This window comes from Bordetella sp. 2513F2 (assembly GCF_054642735.1).
Genome location: NZ_CM137755.1, coordinates 950766 through 970295, shown reverse-complemented (window position 1 = coordinate 970295; position 19530 = coordinate 950766). Strand labels below are relative to the sequence as shown.

The window sequence follows — 19530 nt, the reverse complement described above, 5'->3', positions numbered from 1 at the left end:
GCTATACGGCCGCGCCCGGCGCGGCCTTCCCAGGGCTGCGGCGGGCGCGATCGCCCCGCCGCAGCCGTCCCCGGCCCGAAAGGCGCATCAGCGTGGCCAGCGCCACCAGCAGCCCCACCACCTCCACCAGCCCGGCCGGAATCCACATGGTGAGCCCGCCTATCATCTGGTCGGTCTGCGCCGACATGGCGATGGCCCGGCCGCAGAGATCGAACAAGGGGTAGATGTCGCGTTCGGTGAAGGCGATGACCGCACCGGCCACCATCTGCGGCGCCATGGTCAGCACCGGCGAGATCACCCTGCCGCCCGGCGTCATGGCGGCGGGCGGGCTGGGGCGGCGGTCCAGGATGAGGTTCCAGTACAGGAACCCGCTGAACACCACCGACCAGTTCATCAGCCGATACAGCCGCCAGTCGAGCATCGAGTAGAACTGCACCGACGGAATCAGCCAGACCACGACCAGGAACACGAACAGCACCGGCACCAGGATGCGATGGGTGAGCACGGCCTCGAGCGCCCTGCCCGGCCGGCCCCGGCGCAGGTCGCGCAGCCGGACCCGCCAGGCCATGGGCAGGCCGGCGCGCAGCACGGAGCCCGGATAGGCCGCCATCACCAGCAGCGGGCCCAGGTGGTGCAGCACCAGGTGCTGCGCGCGGTGGATGAAGAACATCCGCTCGGCGTAGTAGTCGAGATGGGTATGCAGGGACAGATAGAGCAGCGCCAGGCCGCTCCAGAACAGGACCTGGCGCGCCAGGCTGACGCGATGCACGCGACGCCCGCGGACGAACAGCACGCCGGCAGCCACGAACAGCACCACCAGCGTGGGCGAGAATTCCCAGGGAACCAGCCAGCCCAGCCTATCCATGCACGGCAAATCCGGAGAGATAAACGGATGACGGCCGCGAAACGGGCCGCCATCCGATTGTATGCCCTATGCCTGCTTCAGTATGCCCGCTTCAGGCTGCGGCGCGCTGCTGCGTTGCGGTGCCGAAATGCACCTGGCGCACCGAGGGATGGTCTTGCAGGCGCCTGGCCTGGGACATCAGCTCGCCGCGCAGTTCGGGCGGACAGTTGACGGTGATGCAGGCCGAGGCCAGTTCGGCGTGGCTGGCGCTGTCGACGTGGAACTGGGCCACGCTGAGGCCGGCAGCCGAGAAATCCAGGCAGACCTGCTTGCGCACGGCGCCGAGCGCGTCGCGCGGGCACACCACGGTGAGGCGGGAGGTGCCGCGGCGACGCGGCGCGGCGGCTCGGTCCACGCCGGCACGACGCAGGAACAAGTCGAAGAAACGCATGATGACCTCCTTCTTCTGCAAAGTCGGGGAAGTCCACCGTGTTGCGTCGGCGCAGGCGTACCCGCGCATCGCATGCGGCACCGATAAAGCACGGTTACGCATGCGCAGCGACGACGCGACGGTTCTGGCGTTGGTATTGCGGGGAGTTTGCCGCGGTAGCCGGATGCCCGGCGATGGGCCGGGGCTGGATCACACTACGCGCGGAAGACGCCGCACCCTGCACTGGCAGGACACGGCAGATGAAGTTCTGCGTAAATCCTGTCAGGCAGCGAGGTCGATACAAGATCGACTACTACTGTCGCCGGAATCGGTATTCACGGTTTAGAACCCCAGGAATGAAAACCCAATGATTTTATGCGGGTTTGCCCGCAAGGGCAAGACTTTATGCACCATACTTTACGCCGCGCAGCGCGCGCGGCCGGCCCTGTGCACAATGTGGATTTTTCACCGACAGGAGCGGCGATGAATCCCGAAACCGGCGAACCGGCCATCAACCTGCCCGACGTCCTGGCCGAGGTGCAGGCCGCCTTCGCGCGCTACGAAAAGGCCCTCACCACCAACGACGTGGCCACGCTCGACGAGCTGTTCTGGAACAGCCCCCATACGCTGCGCTACGGCGCCACCGAGAACCTGTACGGCTATGCCGAGATCCAGGCGTTCCGGGCCGCGCGGCTCGCTGCCGGGCTGGAGCGGGAAATCCTGCGCACGGCCATCACGACCTACGGACGCGACTTTGCCACCTGCAATATGGAATTCCGGCGCGACGGCTCGCCGCGCACCGGTCGCCAGAGCCAGACATGGATCCGCACTGGCGCCGGGTGGCGCGTGGCGGCTGCGCACGTGAGCCTGATGGGCTGACCCGCCCCGACGCGCACGCATCCGTCAGCCGTAGAAGTGCCAGACCAGGTAGGCCGCGAACACCGCGTAGATGGTTCCCACCCCCGCCAGGGCGGACACGCTCATGACGCCCCGCCGGAATTTCAGCCACATCAGGCCGATGGCGGCCAGGGTACAGAAACCGGCAGCCAGCAAGGGACCGTCGAGCAGCCACGGCGTGAGGAAGATCCCCAGGGCGCTCGGAATGGTGGCCTGGATCATCATGGCGCCGGAGATGTTGGCCAGCGCCAGCCGCTCCTTGCCCTGGCGCACCCAGATCAGCGCATTGAGGATCTCCGGCAGCTCCGTGGCCACCGGCGCCAGCAGCAGGGCCGCCACGTGGGGCGATGCGCCCATGGCGATGCCCAGGGCCTCGATCTGGTGGACGAAGACGCGCGAGGCCCCGGCGATCACCACCAGGGCCAGCACGGTCTGGGCGCCGGCCCAGGCCAGGCTCGGGGACGCGTCGCGCGGCCTGAGCTTGAGCGGCGCGAGGTCGAGGCAATCGATACAGGGCTCGTCGTTGGCCAGCTCGCGCTTCACATACAGCGCGTAGACGGCCAGGAACAGCAGTCCCAGCCATGGCTTCCATGCGAAAGCCAGCAGGCCGAGGCCCACCTTGAAAACGAAAATGCCCATGAACCAGGCCTGGTCGCGCGCCAGGCGCTGCTGGTCGGCGTTGATGGCCGCCACGGTGCGCACCGACTTCGCCCGGTGCATCGCCAGCAGCGCCAGGCCGACCACCGCGTAGGCCACCGTGGCGAGCACCAGCGGGCCGCCCATGGCCGCTCCCACGCCGATGTCCTTCTGTGCCGGCGTGTCGCCGAAGACCACGGCCATGAAGGTGACCGCGCTTTCGGGCAGGGCCGTGCCGAAGGCTGCCAGGATGGTGCCGGTGGCAGTCGCCCCGAGCGAGCAGCGATGGCCGACCCATTCGACGCCATTGACGAAGTATTCGCAGGCCAGGTAGATGGCGGCCGCGGACAGGACGAACAGGAACAAGGTGAGCAGCATGGTGCGACAGCCGGACGAGCGGAATACCCAAGGCGCGACGACGCGGCTCGCCCGGCTGGGGTGAACGCGACGCGGCCAAAGGTCTCGCCTGGCTGGTCCGGGCCGCATCGCGGCCCGGGTGCCGTCAGCGCCATGGGGCCGGAAGAGGTATCCGGACCGCCAAGTCTGTTGACGCTGACTCCCTTCGGGGAAAGGATGGCTACTCCCCAATGACAGAGCGCAGATTGTAGCAGCGCGGCACGACGGCGCAAGCAGCGCCGGCCGCCGCACGCCAGCCGGAATACCCGCGCCAAAGCGGTTAAAGTAGCCGCACCACCACGCCGCCGCCTCGGCACTCCCCATCCCGATGAGCCTGCCCCCTTCCGACATCGAACCGTTCCTGCAGCGCCGCCGCCGGCTGATGGCCCACCTGCGCGCGCAAGGCGGCGGCATCGTCATCCTGCCCACCGCCCCGCAGGCCGTGCGCAACCGCGACTGCACCTATCCCTACCGGCACGACAGCGATTTCTATTACCTCAGCGGCTTCGTCGAGCCGGAGGCCTGGCTGGTGCTGCAGGCGGGGGCAGACGACCGCGCCGTGCTGTTCTGCAGGCCGCGCCGCCCCGAGGAGGAAGTCTGGGAGGGGCGCCGCTGCGGCCCCGAGGCCGCCGCGGAACGCTACGGCTTCGATGACGCCCACAGCATCGAAACGCTGGACGAACTGATGCCGGCCCTGCTGCTCGACCAGCCGGTGCTGTATGCCCCGCTGGATCGCGGCGAGGCCCTGGACGCGCGATTGCGGACCTGGATGCAGGCCGCGCGCGGGCGCGCCCGGTCCGGCCGCCGCCCCCCGGCCGGCATCCATGACCTCGGCCCGGCGCTGGCCGAAATGAGGCTGGTCAAGGACCCCTTCGAGATCGCGGTCATGCGGCGGGCGGCGCGCATCTCCGCCGGGGCGCACGCACGCGTCATGCGCGCCGTACGCCCCGGCATGCGCGAATACGAGCTGGAAGCCGAGCTGCTGTATGAATTCCGCCGCCACGGTGCCCAGGCGCCGGCGTACGACAGCATCGTGGCCGGCGGCGCCAACGCCTGCGTGCTGCACTATCCGGCCGGCGACGCCGTACTGCGCGACGGCGAGCTGGTCCTGGTCGACGCGGGCTGCGAACTCGACGGCTACGCCGCCGACATCACCCGTACTTTTCCCGTCAACGGCCGCTACAGCGGGCCCCAGCGGGCGCTCTACGATCTCACCGTGGCGGCGCAGGAAGCCGCAGCGGCGGCCACCCGGCCCGGCCTGACCTGGAACGACGGCCACGAGGCCGCCGTGCGCGTGCTGGCCCAGGGCATGATCGACGAGAAGCTGCTGTCGGGCTCGCTGGACGGCGTGCTGGAGTCGGGCGCCTACACGCGCTTCTACATGCACCGCACCGGACACTGGCTGGGCATGGACGTGCACGACGCGGGCGACTATCGCGAGCCGGGCCCCATGGGAGCCGAGCGCGGCTGGCGCAGGCTGCAGCCCGGCATGATGCTGACCATCGAGCCGGGCATCTACGTGCAGCCGGCCGACGACGTGCCGGCCCGCTTCTGGAACATCGGCATCCGCACCGAGGACGACGCCCTGGTCACCGACACCGGATGCGAGCTGATCACCCGCGGGGTGCCCGTGCAGGCGCGCGAGATCGAGGCGCTGATGCGGGAATAGCGGCGGCTCAGAAATCGAGCCAGCCCAGCGCGGTCCAGACGTGCACCACCACCATGGCGATGGCGAGCGTCACCGCGATGGCGCCCACCAGCCCGCCGAAAACGGCCACCAGCACCGCGGCCCAGCCGGTCCGGGTGACGGCGCCCAGGCCCGGGTTGAAACGGCGGTCGAAGCCGGCATCGGGCATGAGGCAGTACACCACCCCCTCGATGAAACCGGCGGTCATGGGAACGAACAGCAGGAAGAACGCCGGATTGTCGTACCAGACGGGAAACCGCCAGGCGGCGGCCAGGCAGGCAAGGCTGGCCAGGGTGTGCAGCCAGGCGCCGCGCCGCCCGAGGTACCACCAGTGCGCGCCGAGCCAGCCCAGCAGGCAGGCCAGCAGGCCCAGCGTGACCTTGTCGCGCGGGCGCCGGCCGGGCTGCCCGGCGCCCGCGCGTGCTGTCTCGTGTCCCTGCATCATGTCGATCTCCCTGCGGCCGCGGAATTGTAGTGGACAGTAAAATCGGCCGCATGATCCCCCTCGACGACGCCCACGATCACGATGTGGCCATACTCGGCGCCGGCCCGGTGGGCCAGGCCCTGGCCCTGCTGCTTGCGCGGCTGGCCCCCCGCCCGGCCCGCATCCTGCTGCTGCAGGCGGCGGGCGCCGGCGCGCCGGCCGCGGATCCGCGCGTGCTGGCGCTCAACCATGGCAGCAGGGTGTTGCTCGAAGGCCTGCGGGCCTGGCCTGCGCGAGCTGCCGAGATCCACCACATCCACGTCTCGCAGCGCGGCCGCCTGGGCCGCACGGTGATAGACCGCGCAGACTTCGGCGTACCCGCGCTGGGCAGCACCGTGGGCTACGGGATGCTGCATGCGCAGCTGCAGGCCCGCCTCGCCGACAGCGGCATCACCGTGGCCGATGGCCCCGCGGCCGTCGTGGCCGAGCGCGGCCCGGACGGCGTCGTCGTGGCGCAGGGGGATGCCCGATACCGCTGTGCCGTGGCGGTCCTGTCGGACGGCGCCGGCGGCCCCGACCTGCGGCGCGAGTACGGGCAGCATGCGGTGCTCACGCAGGCGCGGGCCACCCTGCCGCGCGCCGGCTGGGCCTGGGAACGGTTCACCCGGGAAGGCCCGCTTGCCTTGCTGCCGCATCCGCTGGAAGCCGGCACTTACTCCGTGGTGTGGTGCTGTGCGCCCGAACGCGCCGCGCAGCTGGCCCGGGCCGGCGACGAGGACTTCTCCGCCGCCCTGAGCGCCGCCTTCGGAACACGGCTGGGGCGCCTGCACAGCCACGCCCCGCGCCACGTGGCGCCGCTCGAGATGAAGGCGCGCCACGCGCAGGTGCTGGGCCGGGTGGCCACCATCGGCAACGCCGCCCAGACGCTGCATCCGGTTGCCGGCCAGGGCCTGAACCTGGGCCTGCGCGACGCGGCCCGCCTGGCGCAGGCGCTGGCGGGCTGGCTGGCCCGTCCGGGCGCAGATCCCGCGCCGCACCTGCAGGAATTCGCGCGCGCCCGGCGCCCCGACCGCTGGCTCACCGCGGGCCTCACCGACCTGCTGCCGCGCGTCTTCGCCACGGGCTGGGCGCCGGTGGAACATGCCTGCGGCCTGGCCCTGCTGGGGCTGGACCTGGCTGCGCCGGTGCGCGCGCCGCTGGCCCGCCACCTGCTGCAGGGCCTGCGCGCCTGACGGGCGCGGGCCAGGCCGGCCGGCAAACAGGGGCCGAGGCCAAGCCGGTTAAAATGTGCGCATGCGCATCGGCCCCTGGACCCTCCCCAACAACGTCTTCGTCGCCCCCATGGCGGGGGTCACCGACCGGCCGTTCCGCCAGTTGTGCAAGCGCCTGGGCGCCGGCTACGCCGTGTCCGAGATGGCGGCCAGCAACCCGCGCCTCTGGGACAGCGTCAAGACCTCGCGGCGCCTGAACCACGACGGCGAGATCGACCCGGTGGCGGTGCAGATCGCCGGCGCCGACCCCGCCATGATGGCCGAGGCGGCGGCCTTCAACGTGGCGCGCGGCGCGCGCATCATCGACATCAACATGGGCTGTCCGGCGAAGAAGGTCTGCAACCTCGCCAGCGGCTCTGCCCTGCTGCGCCACGAAGACCTCATCGCCCGCATCCTCGACGCCGTGGTGGGCGCCTGCGCGCCGCTGGGCGTGCCCGTCACGCTGAAAACCCGCACCGGCTGGGACCGCAGCAACCGCAATGCGCTGCGGGTGGCCCGCATGGCCGAGGAGGCCGGCATCGCCGCCCTGGTGCTGCATGGCCGCACCCGTGCCGACCTGTATGCCGGCGAAGCCGAGTACGACACCATCCGCGCCGTCAAGGCCGAACTGCGCATCCCGGTGGTGGCCAACGGCGACATCGATACGCCCGAGAAAGCGCGCGCCGTCCTGGATTACACTGGCGCCGATGCGGTGATGATCGGGCGGGCGGCCCAGGGCCGCCCGTGGATCTTCCGGGAAATCGACCACTTCCTGCGCACGGGCCAGGCGCTGCCGGCGCCGTCGTACGCCGAGATGCGCGACCTGCTGCTGGAGCATCTCGACGACCACTACCGGTTCTATGGCGAGCACACGGGCGTACGCACCGCGCGCAAGCACATCGGCTGGTACCTGGAATCCCTGCCGGGCGCGCAGGCGTTCTGCGCCCGCATGAACCTCATCGACAACACCCGCGAACAATCGCAGGCGGTGGCCGAATGGTTCGACAGCATCCTGCAGGCGGGGCCGGCCCAGGCCGCCTGCGCAGCCCCCTCCCGGCTGGCGGCCTGAGCCGCCGGCCAGTCTTCAAATCACAATAACTATCTGTACGCACATGAGCAAGCAAGATGTCCTGGAAGAATGCGTGCGCGCCAGCCTGGCGCGCTATTTCGAAGACTTGGGCGACTCCGAGCCCCACGACATGTGGGACATGGTGATGCGCTGCGTGGAGCGCCCCGTCCTCGAAGTGGCGCTGGAGCGCGCAGGCGGCAACCAGTCGCGCGCCTCCGAGATGCTGGGCATCACCCGCAACACCCTGCGCAAGAAACTGCTGGCGCACAACATCCAGCCCTGATTCCCTAGATCGCGGCGTGCGCGGCCCCCGTGCGGCACGCCCAGCCAACCCGCTCCCGACCATGAAAATCGAAACCGCCCTGCTCTCGGTGTCCGACAAGACCGGCATCGTCGAATTCGCCCGCGCACTGAGCACGCGTGGCGTCCGTCTGCTGTCCACCGGCGGCACGGCCCGACTGCTGGCCGAGTCCGGCATCGCCGTGACGGAAGTGGCCGAACACACCGGGTCGCCGGAGATCCTGGACGGCCGCGTCAAGACCCTGCATCCCAAGATCCACGGCGGCCTGCTGGCACGCCGCGACAGCGCCGAGCACATGGATACGCTGGACCAGCACGGCATCGGCCGCATCGACCTGCTGGTGGTGAATCTCTACCCCTTCCGGGAAACCGTCGCCAAGCCCGGCTGCACCTTCGCCGACGCGGTGGAGAACATCGACATCGGCGGCCCCGCCATGCTGCGCGCGGCCGCCAAGAACCACGGCACGGAAGCCGGCGGCGTCACCGTGGTGATCGACCCCGCCGACTACTCGCGCGTGCTGTCCGAGATCGACCGCGACGGCGCCACCTCCTACGCCCTCCGCCTGGAACTGGCAGCCAAGGTCTACGCGCACACGGCCGCCTACGACGGCGCCATCGCCGGCTACCTGAGCAGCCTGAACGAGCCCGAACCCGTCCAGGACGCCGAGCCCGCCCGTGCCGACTGGCCGCGCACGCTCACCATCCAGGCGCGCCAGCACCAGGTGCTGCGCTACGGCGAGAACCCCCACCAGAAGGCCGCCTTCTACGTCGACGCGCACAGTCCGGCCGGCCTGCTGGGCAATTACCGCCAGCTGCAGGGCAAGGAACTGTCGTACAACAACATCGCCGACGCCGACGCCGCCTGGGAGTGCGTGCGCACATTCGACACGCCGGCGTGCGTGATCGTGAAGCATGCCAACCCGTGCGGGGTGGCCATCGCCCAGGATCCGCTGCATGCCTACCAGCAGGCATTCAAGACCGACCCGACATCCGCCTTCGGCGGGATCATCGCCTTCAACCGCCCCGTGGACGCCGCCACCGCCGAAGCGGTGAGCGGCCAGTTCCTGGAGGTGCTGCTGGCGCCGGCCTACGACGGCGCGGCGCTGGCCGTCCTGGCAGCCAAGAAGAACGTGCGCGTGCTGGAAGTGCCGGCCGGCGCCGGCCAGAACCCCTTCGACGTCAAGCGGGTGGGCGGCGGCTGGCTGGTGCAGACGCCCGATGCCTACAACGTGCCACGCGATGCGCTGAAGGTCGTCACCAGGCGCCAGCCCACCGAGCAGGAGATGAACGACCTGGCCTTCGCCTGGAAAGTCGCCAAGTACGTCAAGTCCAATGCCATCGTGTTCGTCGGCGGCGGCATGACCCTGGGCGTGGGCGCCGGCCAGATGAGCCGCGTGGATTCCGCGCGCATCGCCTCCATCAAGGCCGAGAACGCCGGCCTGAGCCTGCAGGGCTCGGCCGTGGCCTCGGACGCCTTCTTCCCGTTCCGCGACGGCCTGGACGTGGTCGTGGCGGCCGGCGCCACCTGCGTGATCCAGCCGGGCGGCAGCGTGCGCGACGACGAGGTGATCGCCGCGGCCGACGAACACGGCATCGCCATGGTGCTCACCGGCACCCGCCACTTCCGCCACTGATGCGCGTCCTCGGCATCGATCCGGGCCTGCGCCGCACCGGTTTCGGCGTGATCGACGCCGAGGGCATGCGCATGCGGTACGTGGCCAGCGGCACCATCGTCGTGCCGCCGGCCCTGCCGCTGCCCGAGCGGCTCAAGGTCATCCTGGACAACCTGCGCCAGGTGGCCCGGGACACCCGGCCCGACGTGGCCGCGCTGGAAATCGTCTTCCTCAACACCAATCCGGCGTCCACCCTGCTGCTGGGCCAGGCCCGCGGCGCGGCCCTGTGCGCGCTGGCCGACAGCCGGCTCGACGTGCACGAATACACCGCGCTGCAGATCAAGAAGGCGGTGGTGGGCACCGGCCGCGCCGCCAAGGAACAGGTGCAGATGATGGTCCAGCGCCTGCTGTCCCTGGATGGCACGCCCGCCCCCGATTCGGCCGACGCGCTGGCCTGCGCCATCTGCCACGCGCACGTGGGCCCGCTGCAGCAGCGGCTGGGCGCGGTGGCGGCGGCCACAAACGCCGCCGGCAGCAGCCGCACGCGCCTGCGCGGCGGCCGGCTGCTGCGCTGAAGGGCGCCGAGCCGCCGCGGCGTATAGAATCGCGCCATCGGCCGCGCCGCGGCCCCCGACTGCCCTGCCTACGCGATGATCGGACGCATCACCGGAACCCTGCTCGAGAAAACCCCGCCTACCGTCTGCGTGGACGTCAATGGCGTGGGGTACGAGATCGACGTGCCCATGAGCACGCTGTACGCCCTGCCCGACACCGGGGCGCGCGTCACGCTGTACACCCACCTGGTGGTGCGCGAGGATGCGCACCTGCTGTTCGGCTTCGGCTCTCCCGCCGAACGCAGCACCTTCCGGGAACTCATCAAGATCAGCGGCATCGGCGCGCGGATGGCGCTGGCTGTGCTCTCGGGGTTGTCGATAGCCGAACTGTCGCAGGCCGTGACGCTGCAGGAATCGGGCCGGCTGACCCGCGTTCCGGGCATCGGCAAGAAAACCGCGGAGCGCCTGCTGCTGGAGTTGCGCGGCAAGCTCGGCGCCGACCTCGGCAACGCGCCGCACGCGGCGCCCGACGGCCAGGCCGACATCCTCAATGCCCTGCTCGCGCTGGGCTACTCGGAAAAGGAATCGCAGGCGGCGCTCAAGCAGCTGCCCGAGGGCGTGGGCGTGTCCGACGGCATCCGGCTGGCGCTGAAGGCGCTGGTGCGCTGACGCCCGGCCTGCCGCCGCCCCGTCGGCGCAGCTACCTGCGCCGCATTTGCAGGTAACCCGGGGCCACGGCCTCCAGCGCCGTGGGCACCACCCCGAGTTCGGCCGCCATGCCCTCGGCGCAGACGTTGTCCACCGTGAGGGAAGCCAGGTTGTCGCGCGACATGAGCGGCGCGCCGGGCAGCATTTCCATGAAGCCCGCCTGCAGCCGGCCCAGCGCCATCGGCAGCGGGCAGACCGGCCGGCGATGGCCGCTCCAGAATGCGCACAGGCGCACCAGCTCGCCCAGGGTGTAGACCTGCGGCCCGCACAGGCCGTAGGTGCGGCCCCAGGTCCGGCCATTCTCCAGGGCATTGGCCACCGCTGCCGCCACGTCGCCCACATAGACGGGCTGCATGCGGGCCTGGGCGCCCGCCAGCGGCAACACCGGCAGGCGGCGCGCCAGCCGGGCGAAAAGATTGGTGAAGTTGTCGTCGGGGCCGAACACCACCGAAGGGCGGAAGATCGTCCAGCCGCCCTGCCACCCTATGAGCTCGCCGCGCACGGCGGCCTCGCCGTCGCCCTTGGAGCGCAGGTACATGCTGGGCCCCTGGGGATCGGCGCCCAGCGCGCTGAGGTGCAGCAGGCGCTGCACGCCGTTGCGGCGGCAGGCCTGGGCGATGCGCAGCGGCAGCTGCACGTGCGCCCGCGCGAAACCGCTGCCATAGGGCCGGCCCCGGCCGCCATGCAGCACGCCCACCAGGTTGACCACCGCGTCGCACCGGCGCATCAGGTCGTCCAGGGCCAGGTCGTCGTGCACGTCGGCCTCGACCAGCGTGACGGTGGGCAGGACCAGCAGGTCACGCCCATGCGCATACCGGCGCGTGGGCACCAGCAGGGTGTGCTGGCCCGCCGACAACCGGGCGGCCAGGTGCCGGCCGATGAAGCCGGTGCCGCCGATGACGAGGATACGCATGCGCTACTCCCGGGGATCGCCATTCACGCGGCCATTCTGCCCTGCCCCTACGGCTGCCGCAAGCCGCCCTCCAGCATGGCGCCGTAGGCCGCGAGGTCGACGTTGCCGCCGCTGATCAGCACGCCCACCCTGGCCCCGGCCGGCACGGCATGCACGCCCTGCAGCACGGCGGCCCCCGAAAGGCAGCCGGTGGGCTCCACCACCATCTTCATGCGCTCGGCGTAGAACCTCATGGTGTCCACCAGCTGCGCGTCGCTGACGGTGAGGATGTCGGCCACGTGCTGGCGGATGATGCCGAAGGTGAGCTCGCCCAGGTGCGTGGTGACGGCGCCGTCGGCGATGGACTTCGGGGTGGGGATGCGCACGATCTCGCCGCGCCGCAGCGACTGCTGGCCGTCGTTGCCGGCCTCGGGCTCGACGCCGTAGACCTTGCAGCGCGGACTCAGCGCCCGGGCCGACAGCAGTGAGCCGGCCAGCAAGCCGCCGCCGCCCAGGCATACGAAGAGATAGTCGAGCTCGCCCACCTCCTCCAGCAGCTCCTTGGCGGCGGTGCCCTGGCCGGCAATCACGCCGGCGTGGTCGTAGGGCGGGATCAGCGTGGCGCCGGTGCGCGCCTGGACCTCGCGCGCCACCGCTTCGCGGTCGTCCTTGTAGCGGTCGTAGGTGACGATGTTGCCGCCGTAGCCCTCGGTGGCGGCGCGCTTGGCCGCGGGGGCGTCGTGGGGCATGACGATGGTGGCCTGCACGCCCTGCAGCCGGGCCGCCAGCGCGATGGCCTGCGCGTGGTTGCCGGACGAGAAGGTCACCACGCCTGCGGCGCGCTGCGCGGGCGTGAGCTGGGCGATGGCGTTGTACCCGCCGCGGAACTTGAACGCGCCCATGCGCTGGAAATTCTCGCACTTGAAGTACAGCCTGGCGCCGGTGCGGGCGTCGGCGGTGGCCGACGTGAGCACCGGCGTACGGTGCGCAACCCCGGCCAGCACCTCGCTGGCGCGCTCGACATCGGCATAGGTGGGCAGGACGGGGGCAGACATGGGTGGCATCCTCGGCAAGAAACTGGGCAATCGCGCATGATAGCGCCAGCCGTCGGCCGGCGGCCGCTGGTGTACCATGCTTTTCGCATACGCCCGCATTCGAACCATGGCCATCCAGAAAGATTCGCTTTCCTCCCTGCCCGAGGCGCCGCGCATCGTCGCGCCCCAGGCCACCTCGCCCAACGAGGAATCCATCGAACGCGCCCTGCGCCCCAAGGCACTGCAGGAGTACGTGGGCCAGGCGCGCGCGCGCGAGCAGCTGGAAATCTTCATCACGGCCGCGCGCCAGCGCGGCGAGTCGCTGGACCACGTGCTGCTGTTCGGCCCGCCCGGGCTGGGCAAGACCACGCTGGCCCACATCATCGCCCACGAGATGGGCGTGCAGCTGCGCCAGACCTCCGGGCCGGTCCTGGAGCGGCCGGGGGATCTCGCCGCCCTGCTCACCAACCTCGAGCGCAACGACGTCCTGTTCATCGACGAGATCCACCGGCTGTCGCCGGTCGTGGAGGAAATCCTCTATCCGGCGCTCGAGGATTTCCAGATCGACATCCTGATCGGCGAAGGGCCGGCGGCGCGCAGCGTCAAGCTGGACCTGCAGCCCTTCACGTTGGTCGGCGCCACCACCCGCGCAGGCATGCTCACCAATCCGCTGCGCGACCGCTTCGGCATCGTCTCGCGGCTCGAGTTCTACGACACCGCAGACCTGGCGCGCATCGTCACGCGCAGCGCCGGGCTGCTCAATGCCGGCATCACGCCTGACGGCGCCCAGGAAGTGGCGCGCCGCGCCCGCGGCACGCCGCGCATCGCCAACCGGCTGCTGCGCCGCGTGCGCGACTACGCCGAAGTGAAGGCAGGCGGGGTGATAGACCAGGCCGTCGCAGGCCAGGCGCTGGCCATGCTCGAGGTGGACCCCCAAGGCCTGGACCTCATGGACCGCAAGCTGCTCGAGGCCATCGTCCACAAATTCGACGGCGGTCCCGTGGGCGTGGACAGCCTGGCCGCGGCCATAGGCGAAGAGCGCGACACCATCGAAGACGTGATCGAGCCCTACCTGATCCAGCACGGCTTCCTGCAGCGCACGCCGCGCGGCCGCATGGCCACGCTCACCACCTGGCGCCACCTGGGGCTCAACCCGCCCCCGGGCCGCACCGGCGACACCGCCGAGCTGTTCTAGGGCCGGCGGCCCGGCTCAGGGCCGCGCCACGCAGCGCAGGATCTCCTCGCCGTAGGCCTCGAGCTTGCGCGCGCCCACGCCGCTGATGTGGCCCAGTTCTTCCAGCGATCCGGGCGATGCCAGGGCGATCTCGCGCAGCGTGGCGTCGTGGAAGATCACGTATGCCGGCACGCCGTGGCTGCGCGCCACCTCGCCGCGCCAGGCGCGCAGCGCCTCGAACAGCGGCTGGGCCTCGGCCGGCAGGGCGATGGGCTCGGCGCGCACGCGCCCGCCGCCGCGCGTGCTGCGCCCTTTTTTCTCGGGCTCGCGGCGCAGCATGAGCTGGCGCTCGCCCTTGAGCACTTCGCGGCTGGCCTCGGTGAGGGCCAGCGTGCCGTAGCCTTCGTGGTCCACCATCAGCAGGCCCTGGGCCAGCAACTGCCGCAGCACGCCGCGCCAGGCCTGCTCCGACAGGTCGGCTCCCACTCCGAACACGCTGAGCGACTCGTGGTCGTGCTGGCGGGTGCGCTCGGTGCTCTTGCCGCGCAGGATGTCGATGATGTGCCCTGCGCCGTAGCGCTGGCCGCGCTGCTGCAGCCGGTAGACCGCCGACAGCACCTTCTGCGCCGCCACCGTGCCGTCCCAGGCCTGCGGCGGATCCAGGCACACGTCGCAATTGCCGCAGGCGGTGATGGTCTGGCCGAAATACGCCAGCAGCCGCACGCGGCGGCATTCCACCGTCTCGCACAGGCCCAGCATGGCGTCGAGCTGCTGGCCCAGCCTGCGCCGGTAGAGGTCGTCGCCGGGCGACTCGTCGATCATGCGGCGCTGCTGCACCACGTCCTGCAGCCCATATGCCAGCCATGCCGTGGCGGGCAGGCCGTCGCGGCCCGCTCGGCCGGTTTCCTGGTAATAGCCCTCCACCGACTTGGGCAGGTCGATGTGCGCCACGAAGCGCACGTCGGGCTTGTCGATGCCCATGCCGAAGGCGATGGTGGCCACCATCACGATGCCGTCCTCGCGCAGGAAGCGCGACTGGTTGCCGGCGCGCACGGCGGCGCTGAGCCCCGCATGGTAGGGCAGCGCATTGATCCCGTTGGCGCAGAGGAACTCGGCAGTCTCCTCCACCCGGTTGCGCGACAGGCAATACACCACGCCCGAGTCGCCCGCATGCTCGGTCTGGATGAGGTCCAGCAGCTGGCGCCGCACATCGTTCTTCTCGACGATGCGATAGCGGATGTTGGGCCGGTCGAAGCTGGCGACGAAATGGCGCGCCTGGTCCAGCGCCAGGCGCTGCGCGATCTCGACGCGCGTGGCGGCGGTGGCCGTGGCGGTGAGCGCGATGCGCGGGACTTCGGGCCAGCGCTCGTGCAGCATCGACAGCGCCAGGTATTCGGGCCGGAAATCGTGGCCCCATTGCGATACGCAGTGGGCCTCGTCGATGGCGAACAGGGCGATGCGGCCGCGCTCCAGCAGCTGCAGGCAACGGTCTGTCATGAGCCGCTCGGGGGCCACGTAGAGCAGGTCGAGCTCGCCGGCCAGGAAGGCCTGCTCCACTTCGCGCGCCACCCGCCATTCCTGGGTGGAATTCAGGAAGGCGGCGCGCACGCCCAGTTCCGTGAGCGCGTCGACCTGGTCCTGCATGAGGGCGATGAGCGGCGAGACCACGATGCCGGTGCCTTCGCGCACCAGCGCGGGCACCTGGTAGCACAGCGACTTGCCGCCGCCCGTGGGCATCAGCACCAGCGCATCGCCGCCGCCGATGACGTGCTCGACGATGGCCTGCTGGTCTCCGCGGAAGGACTCGTAACCGAAAACGCGCTGCAGCACGCCGAGGGCGCGCGCGTCAGACATGGGAAGTTGCCGGATGCATCATGGACGCGATTTTAAGCCCAAGCTTTCCGGCCCGCGGCCGGCGGTGCGCAGGATGGACTCACGGCTCCAGCCATCGGCCGCGCATGAATGCGTCCACCGGCATGGTGATGTTGGCGCGCATTTCATAGTCGCCGGACACGATGTCGCGGTCGGCGCCGAGGTCGAACTGCACCCCCGGCGCCAGCTGCCTGCTGTGCAGCAGCCCCAGGCGCCGCTCGTCGGGCTCGGAACCGCTGTTCAAGCCGACCGAATACGTGCCGCTGAGGATTCCGCCGCTGGCCAGCGGCACGCCGGCAGACCACGTGCTGCGCGCGTACGGCGCGGAGCCGCCCGATTCATAGGTGGCCAGGTCGCCGAAGCGGCCCTGCACCCGTTCGCCTGTGACGCCCAGGCGGACCGTGTCGGCCAGGCTGACGTTGTAGCCGAAGCGGTAGCGCCAGGCATGGACCGCGTCGAAGGAACTGCGCGTGACGCCGGCCTGGAAGGTTCCGTACTCGCCCGCGGAATAGGTGGTGCCCAGGCCGTGGGCGGTGAGGTCGGGCGCCGTCTGCACCTGGCCTTCCAGCGTCAGGGACGGCGTCAGCCCGTAGCGCAGCGCGCCGCTGGCGGCCGAGGCGCCGTAATCCACTGCGCCAGCGGTGGCTGCCGGATCCATGTTGTTGATGCGCCCGAACACCGAGGAATAACCCAGCTGGCCTTCCTTCACTTCTTCGAAGCCGCTGTAGAGCTGCACGCCGCCGATCGGCGCGGAACTGCCCCAGGCGGGCGCGTTCGCAACCAGGTTGCCCAGCGCCACGGTGGGGCCGGACGGCACGCGGTAGGTCCAGTGCCGGTCGTCGTAGGCCAGCACCGGCACCGCATTCACCGAGGAAAACCAGGGACGGGGCGGCTCGCCCACGCCCGTCTGCAGCACCACGCCGGAGGTGCGGGCCAGGTCCCCCTCCTGCAGGGCGAGGACGTACTCGGGCTCGGGTTCCGGCCCGGATTCCGCCGGCGGCACCGGTGTAGCGCACGCCATCTCCGGAACCTCGGCGGTGGCCACCGACCCGGCATCCGCCGGCGGCATTTCTGCGGACGGCCCGCCTTCGGGGAACGGTTCGCCCGCCGGCGGCACGGCGGCCGGCTCGCAGGGCGGCGGCAGCTCCTGCATCGCCACCGGCCTGCCGGTAGCCACCGGCAGCGGCATGGCGGGGGCCAGCACCCGTATGCCATAGCGGGCGGCCTCGGCGGCACGCCGGGCATGGTCGCGCGCCCGGGCCGCGTCGGCGCCGGACGCTGCAGGGGCGTCCGGCGCCGACGCGGCTTCGGGCGCCGTGCCCGGCGGGCTGGCGCAGGCGCCCAGCGCCGCGCTGCCCGCCAGGCCGGCAGCCAGCAGGACCCGGGACACGGCCTGGCGTTCGCGTTCGCAGAGAACCATCACACGGACCAGTGTAGGGATTGGGCGGCGCAGCATCTGTAAGGCGTGTTTACCAAACGGCAACGGGAACGGGGCAGACCCTCAGGCGGGGAGCGCACCCTGCCGCAGCGCAGTATATTTCAGTCCATTTCCTCCATCTTGCCGAGCCCGCCCCGGCGAGTCACTATGCCCGCCATGGACCAACCCCACACCAAGCTGCTGGTCGTCGACGACGATCCAGCCCTGCGGCAGCTCCTCGCCGACTATCTCAACCGGCACGGCTACGACACGCTGCTCGCTCCGGACGCCAGCGACCTGGCGGCGCGCATCACCCGCTACGCGCCCGACCTGCTGGTGCTCGACCGCATGCTGCCGGGAGGCGACGGCGCCGATGCCTGCCGCCGGCTGCGCGAACAGGGCGAAGACCTCCCGGTGATCCTGCTCACGGCGCGCGACGAAGCCGTCGACCGCATCATCGGCCTGGAAGCCGGGGCCGACGATTACCTCGGCAAGCCCTTCGACCCCCGGGAACTCCTGGCGCGCATCGAGGCCGTGCTGCGCCGCAAACGCGGCCCCTCGGCGCTCACCAAGGACGCCCCGGTGTCGTTCGGCCCGTTCGTGTTCGACCCGTCCACGCGGCAATTGTTGCGTGACGGCACGCCGGTGAAGCTCACCGGCGGCGAAATCAACCTGCTCGAGGCCCTGGTGCGCAACGCCGGCAAGCCGCTCTCGCGCGAGCGCCTGCTGGCCCTGGCCCGCGACGACGAAGGCGGCGAGCGCAACGACCGCGCCATCGACATCGCGGTGCTGCGCCTGCGGCGCGCCATCGAAGACGATCCCAAGCAGCCGCGCTGGATCCAGACCGTCTGGGGCATCGGCTACCGGTTCTCGCCCTGATGCGGCTGCTCACCCGCCTGCTGCCCCGGTCGCTGCGCGCCCGCCTGGTCCTGCTGGTGCTGGGCGCGGTGCTGCTGGCCCAGGCTGCCACGCTGACCGCCGTCTCGTACTTCCGCGACAAGTTCATGGAAGACGTGGCCATCGGCTACATCACCACCACCATCCGCACGCTGCGCGCCGCGGTTTCCCAGGTCCCGGCCGAAGAGCGCGCCGAATTCGTGCGCGTCGCCTCGCAGAACCAGTGGCGCCTGTGGTCGCGCGGCCTGCCCGCGGAGGCCCGGCTGCAGCGCCGCTTCGATCGCCCGCCCCCGCCGCCGCGCCGCGACGGCCGGCCCGAAGTGGACGACGTGCGCCGCAACCTGCGGGGCCTGGTGCACGAACTCAACGAGCGCCTGAACGACGGCACGCGCGTGGCCCTGTCGCGCGGGCCGCGCCCGGAAATCTTCATCTCGCTGGCGCCCAACCCCGCCAGCGAGGACGCCCCCCTGCTGCGCGAATGGCTGGTCATCCCGCTGGAGCGCCTGGATCCTCCCGTGGCCACCCCGCTGGTCGTGATGTGGCTGGGCGGCCTGGGGCTGGTGCTGCTGCTCGCCGCCGGCTTCTCGTGGCACATCACGCGCCCGATCACCCGCCTTGCCGACGCCGCCGACCGCCTGGCCGCGGGCCAGCCCCAGCGGGTCGAGCCCTCGGGCCCGCACGAGACCCGGGTGCTGGGCGAGCGCTTCAACGCCATGCTCGACGCGCTGTCCGAAGCCGACTCGGTGCGCCGCACGCTGCTCTCCGGCCTGCCGCACGATCTCAAGGGGCCGCTGTCGCGCATGTGGCTGCGCATCGAGCTGGCCGACGATTCCGCCCTGAAGGAAGGCCTGCGCAAGGATCTGCAGGACATGCAGCACATGGTCGACCAGTTCATCGGCTTCGTGCGCGGCACGGATCCCGCCGCCTATCGCTACGCGCCGCTGGCGCTGGGCGAATGGCTCACCGAGCGCGTGGCCGCCTGGCAGGGCGCAGGCACCGACGTGGCGCTGCACGGCGCCGACGAGGCACACCTGAGCATCCAGGGCGACGCCGTGGCGCTGGGCCGCCTGCTCGACAACCTCATCGGCAATGCCCTGCACCACGGCGCGCCGCCCATCGTGGTGCAGCTGCGCCAGGAAGGCGACAAGGCCGTGCTGGAGGTGATGGACCATGGCGCCGGCATCGCGCCGGAACGCCGCCAGGAAGCGCTGCGGCCCTTCGCCCGCCTGGACGACGCCCGCACCCGCACCGGCAACGTGGGCCTGGGCCTGGCGCTGGCCGAAGCCATCGCGCGCGCCCATGGCGGCGGCCTGGAGCTGCTGCAGGCGCCCACCGGCGGCCTGCTCGCCCGGGTCACGCTGCCCGTCTCGGCCAATGGATCGCAGGGCCTCGAGCATGCCTGAACCGGCAGGGATCCGGCCCGCGCCGCACCCCAC

At 71.0% G+C, this 19530-nt stretch carries 20 protein-coding genes and 1 riboswitch; of the genes, 12 read left to right on the top strand and 8 right to left on the bottom strand.

Translation table 11 applies throughout. The features are described from left to right. Position 1 precedes the first annotated feature (1 nt). Both ACYBYQ_RS04535 and ACYBYQ_RS04530 read right to left on the bottom strand, forming a co-directional pair. Positions 2-874 carry a cytochrome c oxidase assembly protein gene (locus ACYBYQ_RS04535; protein WP_459617200.1) on the bottom strand — a complete coding sequence of 291 codons (873 nt, stop codon included), beginning with the start codon at positions 872-874 and terminating at the stop codon, positions 2-4. 82 nt (positions 875-956) lie between these two features. Next, complete coding sequence (locus ACYBYQ_RS04530) at positions 957-1295, bottom strand: hypothetical protein (protein WP_459617198.1); 339 nt, start codon at positions 1293-1295, stop codon at positions 957-959. Between ACYBYQ_RS04530 and ACYBYQ_RS04525 the strand changes: the two genes are divergently transcribed. Continuing rightward, positions 1294-1620 carry a hypothetical protein gene (locus ACYBYQ_RS04525; protein WP_459617196.1) on the top strand — a complete coding sequence of 109 codons (327 nt, stop codon included), beginning with the start codon at positions 1294-1296 and terminating at the stop codon, positions 1618-1620. The genes ACYBYQ_RS04530 and ACYBYQ_RS04525 overlap by 2 nt on opposite strands. A 137-nt stretch (positions 1621-1757) precedes the next feature. Further along, positions 1758-2153 carry an oxalurate catabolism protein HpxZ gene (hpxZ, locus tag ACYBYQ_RS04520; RefSeq protein WP_459617194.1) on the top strand — a complete coding sequence of 132 codons (396 nt, stop codon included), beginning with the start codon at positions 1758-1760 and terminating at the stop codon, positions 2151-2153. 24 nt (positions 2154-2177) lie between these two features. Here hpxZ and ACYBYQ_RS04515 read toward each other — a convergent pair whose 3' ends face one another. Continuing rightward, positions 2178-3185: a sodium:calcium antiporter gene (locus ACYBYQ_RS04515; protein ID WP_459617192.1), complete on the bottom strand. Its 1008-nt coding sequence runs from the start codon at positions 3183-3185 to the stop codon at positions 2178-2180. Positions 3186-3296: 111 nt separating this feature from the next. Further along, positions 3297-3405: riboswitch (yybP-ykoY riboswitch) on the bottom strand. A 126-nt stretch (positions 3406-3531) separates the two neighbouring features. Here ACYBYQ_RS04515 and ACYBYQ_RS04510 point away from each other — a divergent pair. Further along, a complete protein-coding gene (locus ACYBYQ_RS04510; RefSeq protein WP_459617190.1) occupies positions 3532-4872 on the top strand; it encodes an aminopeptidase P N-terminal domain-containing protein in 1341 nt (446 codons plus the stop codon). Positions 4873-4879: 7 nt separating this feature from the next. On the opposite strand, the gene ACYBYQ_RS04505 is transcribed toward ACYBYQ_RS04510, so the two are convergent. Continuing rightward, complete coding sequence (locus ACYBYQ_RS04505) at positions 4880-5332, bottom strand: NINE protein (protein ID WP_459618707.1); 453 nt, start codon at positions 5330-5332, stop codon at positions 4880-4882. 53 nt (positions 5333-5385) lie between these two features. Here ACYBYQ_RS04505 and ACYBYQ_RS04500 point away from each other — a divergent pair, with 53 nt between their 5' ends. The 6 genes from ACYBYQ_RS04500 (at position 5386) to ruvA (ending at position 10769) form a co-directional block, all read left to right on the top strand. Continuing rightward, on the top strand, positions 5386-6546 hold the full coding sequence (locus tag ACYBYQ_RS04500) for a UbiH/UbiF/VisC/COQ6 family ubiquinone biosynthesis hydroxylase (RefSeq protein WP_459617188.1): 1161 nt from the start codon (positions 5386-5388) through the stop codon (positions 6544-6546). A 61-nt stretch (positions 6547-6607) separates the two neighbouring features. Further along, positions 6608-7633, top strand: a complete 1026-nt coding sequence (gene dusB / locus ACYBYQ_RS04495; RefSeq protein WP_459617187.1) for a tRNA dihydrouridine synthase DusB — start codon at positions 6608-6610, stop codon at positions 7631-7633. 43 nt (positions 7634-7676) lie between these two features. After that, positions 7677-7916 (top strand): helix-turn-helix domain-containing protein, encoded by a 240-nt coding sequence (locus ACYBYQ_RS04490; RefSeq protein WP_459617186.1) that lies wholly within the window; start codon positions 7677-7679, stop codon positions 7914-7916. 61 nt (positions 7917-7977) lie between these two features. Then, positions 7978-9567, top strand: a complete 1590-nt coding sequence (purH, locus tag ACYBYQ_RS04485; RefSeq protein WP_459617185.1) for a bifunctional phosphoribosylaminoimidazolecarboxamide formyltransferase/IMP cyclohydrolase — start codon at positions 7978-7980, stop codon at positions 9565-9567. Beyond that, positions 9567-10121, top strand: a complete 555-nt coding sequence (gene ruvC / locus ACYBYQ_RS04480) for a crossover junction endodeoxyribonuclease RuvC (RefSeq protein WP_459617184.1) — start codon at positions 9567-9569, stop codon at positions 10119-10121. The genes purH and ruvC overlap by 1 nt, the downstream gene beginning before the upstream one ends. A 75-nt stretch (positions 10122-10196) precedes the next feature. After that, positions 10197-10769 (top strand): Holliday junction branch migration protein RuvA, encoded by a 573-nt coding sequence (gene ruvA / locus ACYBYQ_RS04475; protein ID WP_459617183.1) that lies wholly within the window; start codon positions 10197-10199, stop codon positions 10767-10769. Between the two features lie 31 nt (positions 10770-10800). Here ruvA and ACYBYQ_RS04470 read toward each other — a convergent pair whose 3' ends face one another. Beyond that, entirely contained in the window at positions 10801-11721 is a 921-nt protein-coding gene (locus tag ACYBYQ_RS04470) for a complex I NDUFA9 subunit family protein (RefSeq protein ID WP_459617182.1), read from the bottom strand. A 47-nt stretch (positions 11722-11768) separates the two neighbouring features. Continuing rightward, complete coding sequence (locus tag ACYBYQ_RS04465) at positions 11769-12764, bottom strand: threo-3-hydroxy-L-aspartate ammonia-lyase (protein ID WP_459617181.1); 996 nt, start codon at positions 12762-12764, stop codon at positions 11769-11771. 97 nt (positions 12765-12861) lie between these two features. Between ACYBYQ_RS04465 and ruvB the strand changes: the two genes are divergently transcribed. Beyond that, a complete protein-coding gene (gene ruvB / locus ACYBYQ_RS04460; RefSeq protein WP_459617180.1) occupies positions 12862-13929 on the top strand; it encodes a Holliday junction branch migration DNA helicase RuvB in 1068 nt (355 codons plus the stop codon). 15 nt (positions 13930-13944) lie between these two features. Here ruvB and recQ read toward each other — a convergent pair whose 3' ends face one another. Both recQ and ACYBYQ_RS04450 read right to left on the bottom strand, forming a co-directional pair. Further along, a complete protein-coding gene (gene recQ / locus ACYBYQ_RS04455) occupies positions 13945-15762 on the bottom strand; it encodes a DNA helicase RecQ (protein WP_459617179.1) in 1818 nt (605 codons plus the stop codon). A gap of 79 nt (positions 15763-15841) precedes the next feature. Next, positions 15842-17236, bottom strand: coding sequence for a fimbria/pilus outer membrane usher protein (locus ACYBYQ_RS04450; protein ID WP_459617178.1), 1395 nt, complete (start codon positions 17234-17236; stop codon positions 15842-15844). Between the two features lie 138 nt (positions 17237-17374). On the opposite strand from ACYBYQ_RS04450, the gene ACYBYQ_RS04445 reads away from it, so the two are divergent. Both ACYBYQ_RS04445 and risK read left to right on the top strand, forming a co-directional pair. Beyond that, positions 17375-18076 carry a response regulator gene (locus ACYBYQ_RS04445; RefSeq protein ID WP_459617177.1) on the top strand — a complete coding sequence of 234 codons (702 nt, stop codon included), beginning with the start codon at positions 17375-17377 and terminating at the stop codon, positions 18074-18076. After that, on the top strand, positions 18076-19497 hold the full coding sequence (gene risK / locus ACYBYQ_RS04440) for a sensor histidine kinase RisK (RefSeq protein WP_459617176.1): 1422 nt from the start codon (positions 18076-18078) through the stop codon (positions 19495-19497). Before ACYBYQ_RS04445 ends, risK begins: the two co-directional genes overlap by 1 nt. Positions 19498-19530 lie beyond the last annotated feature (33 nt).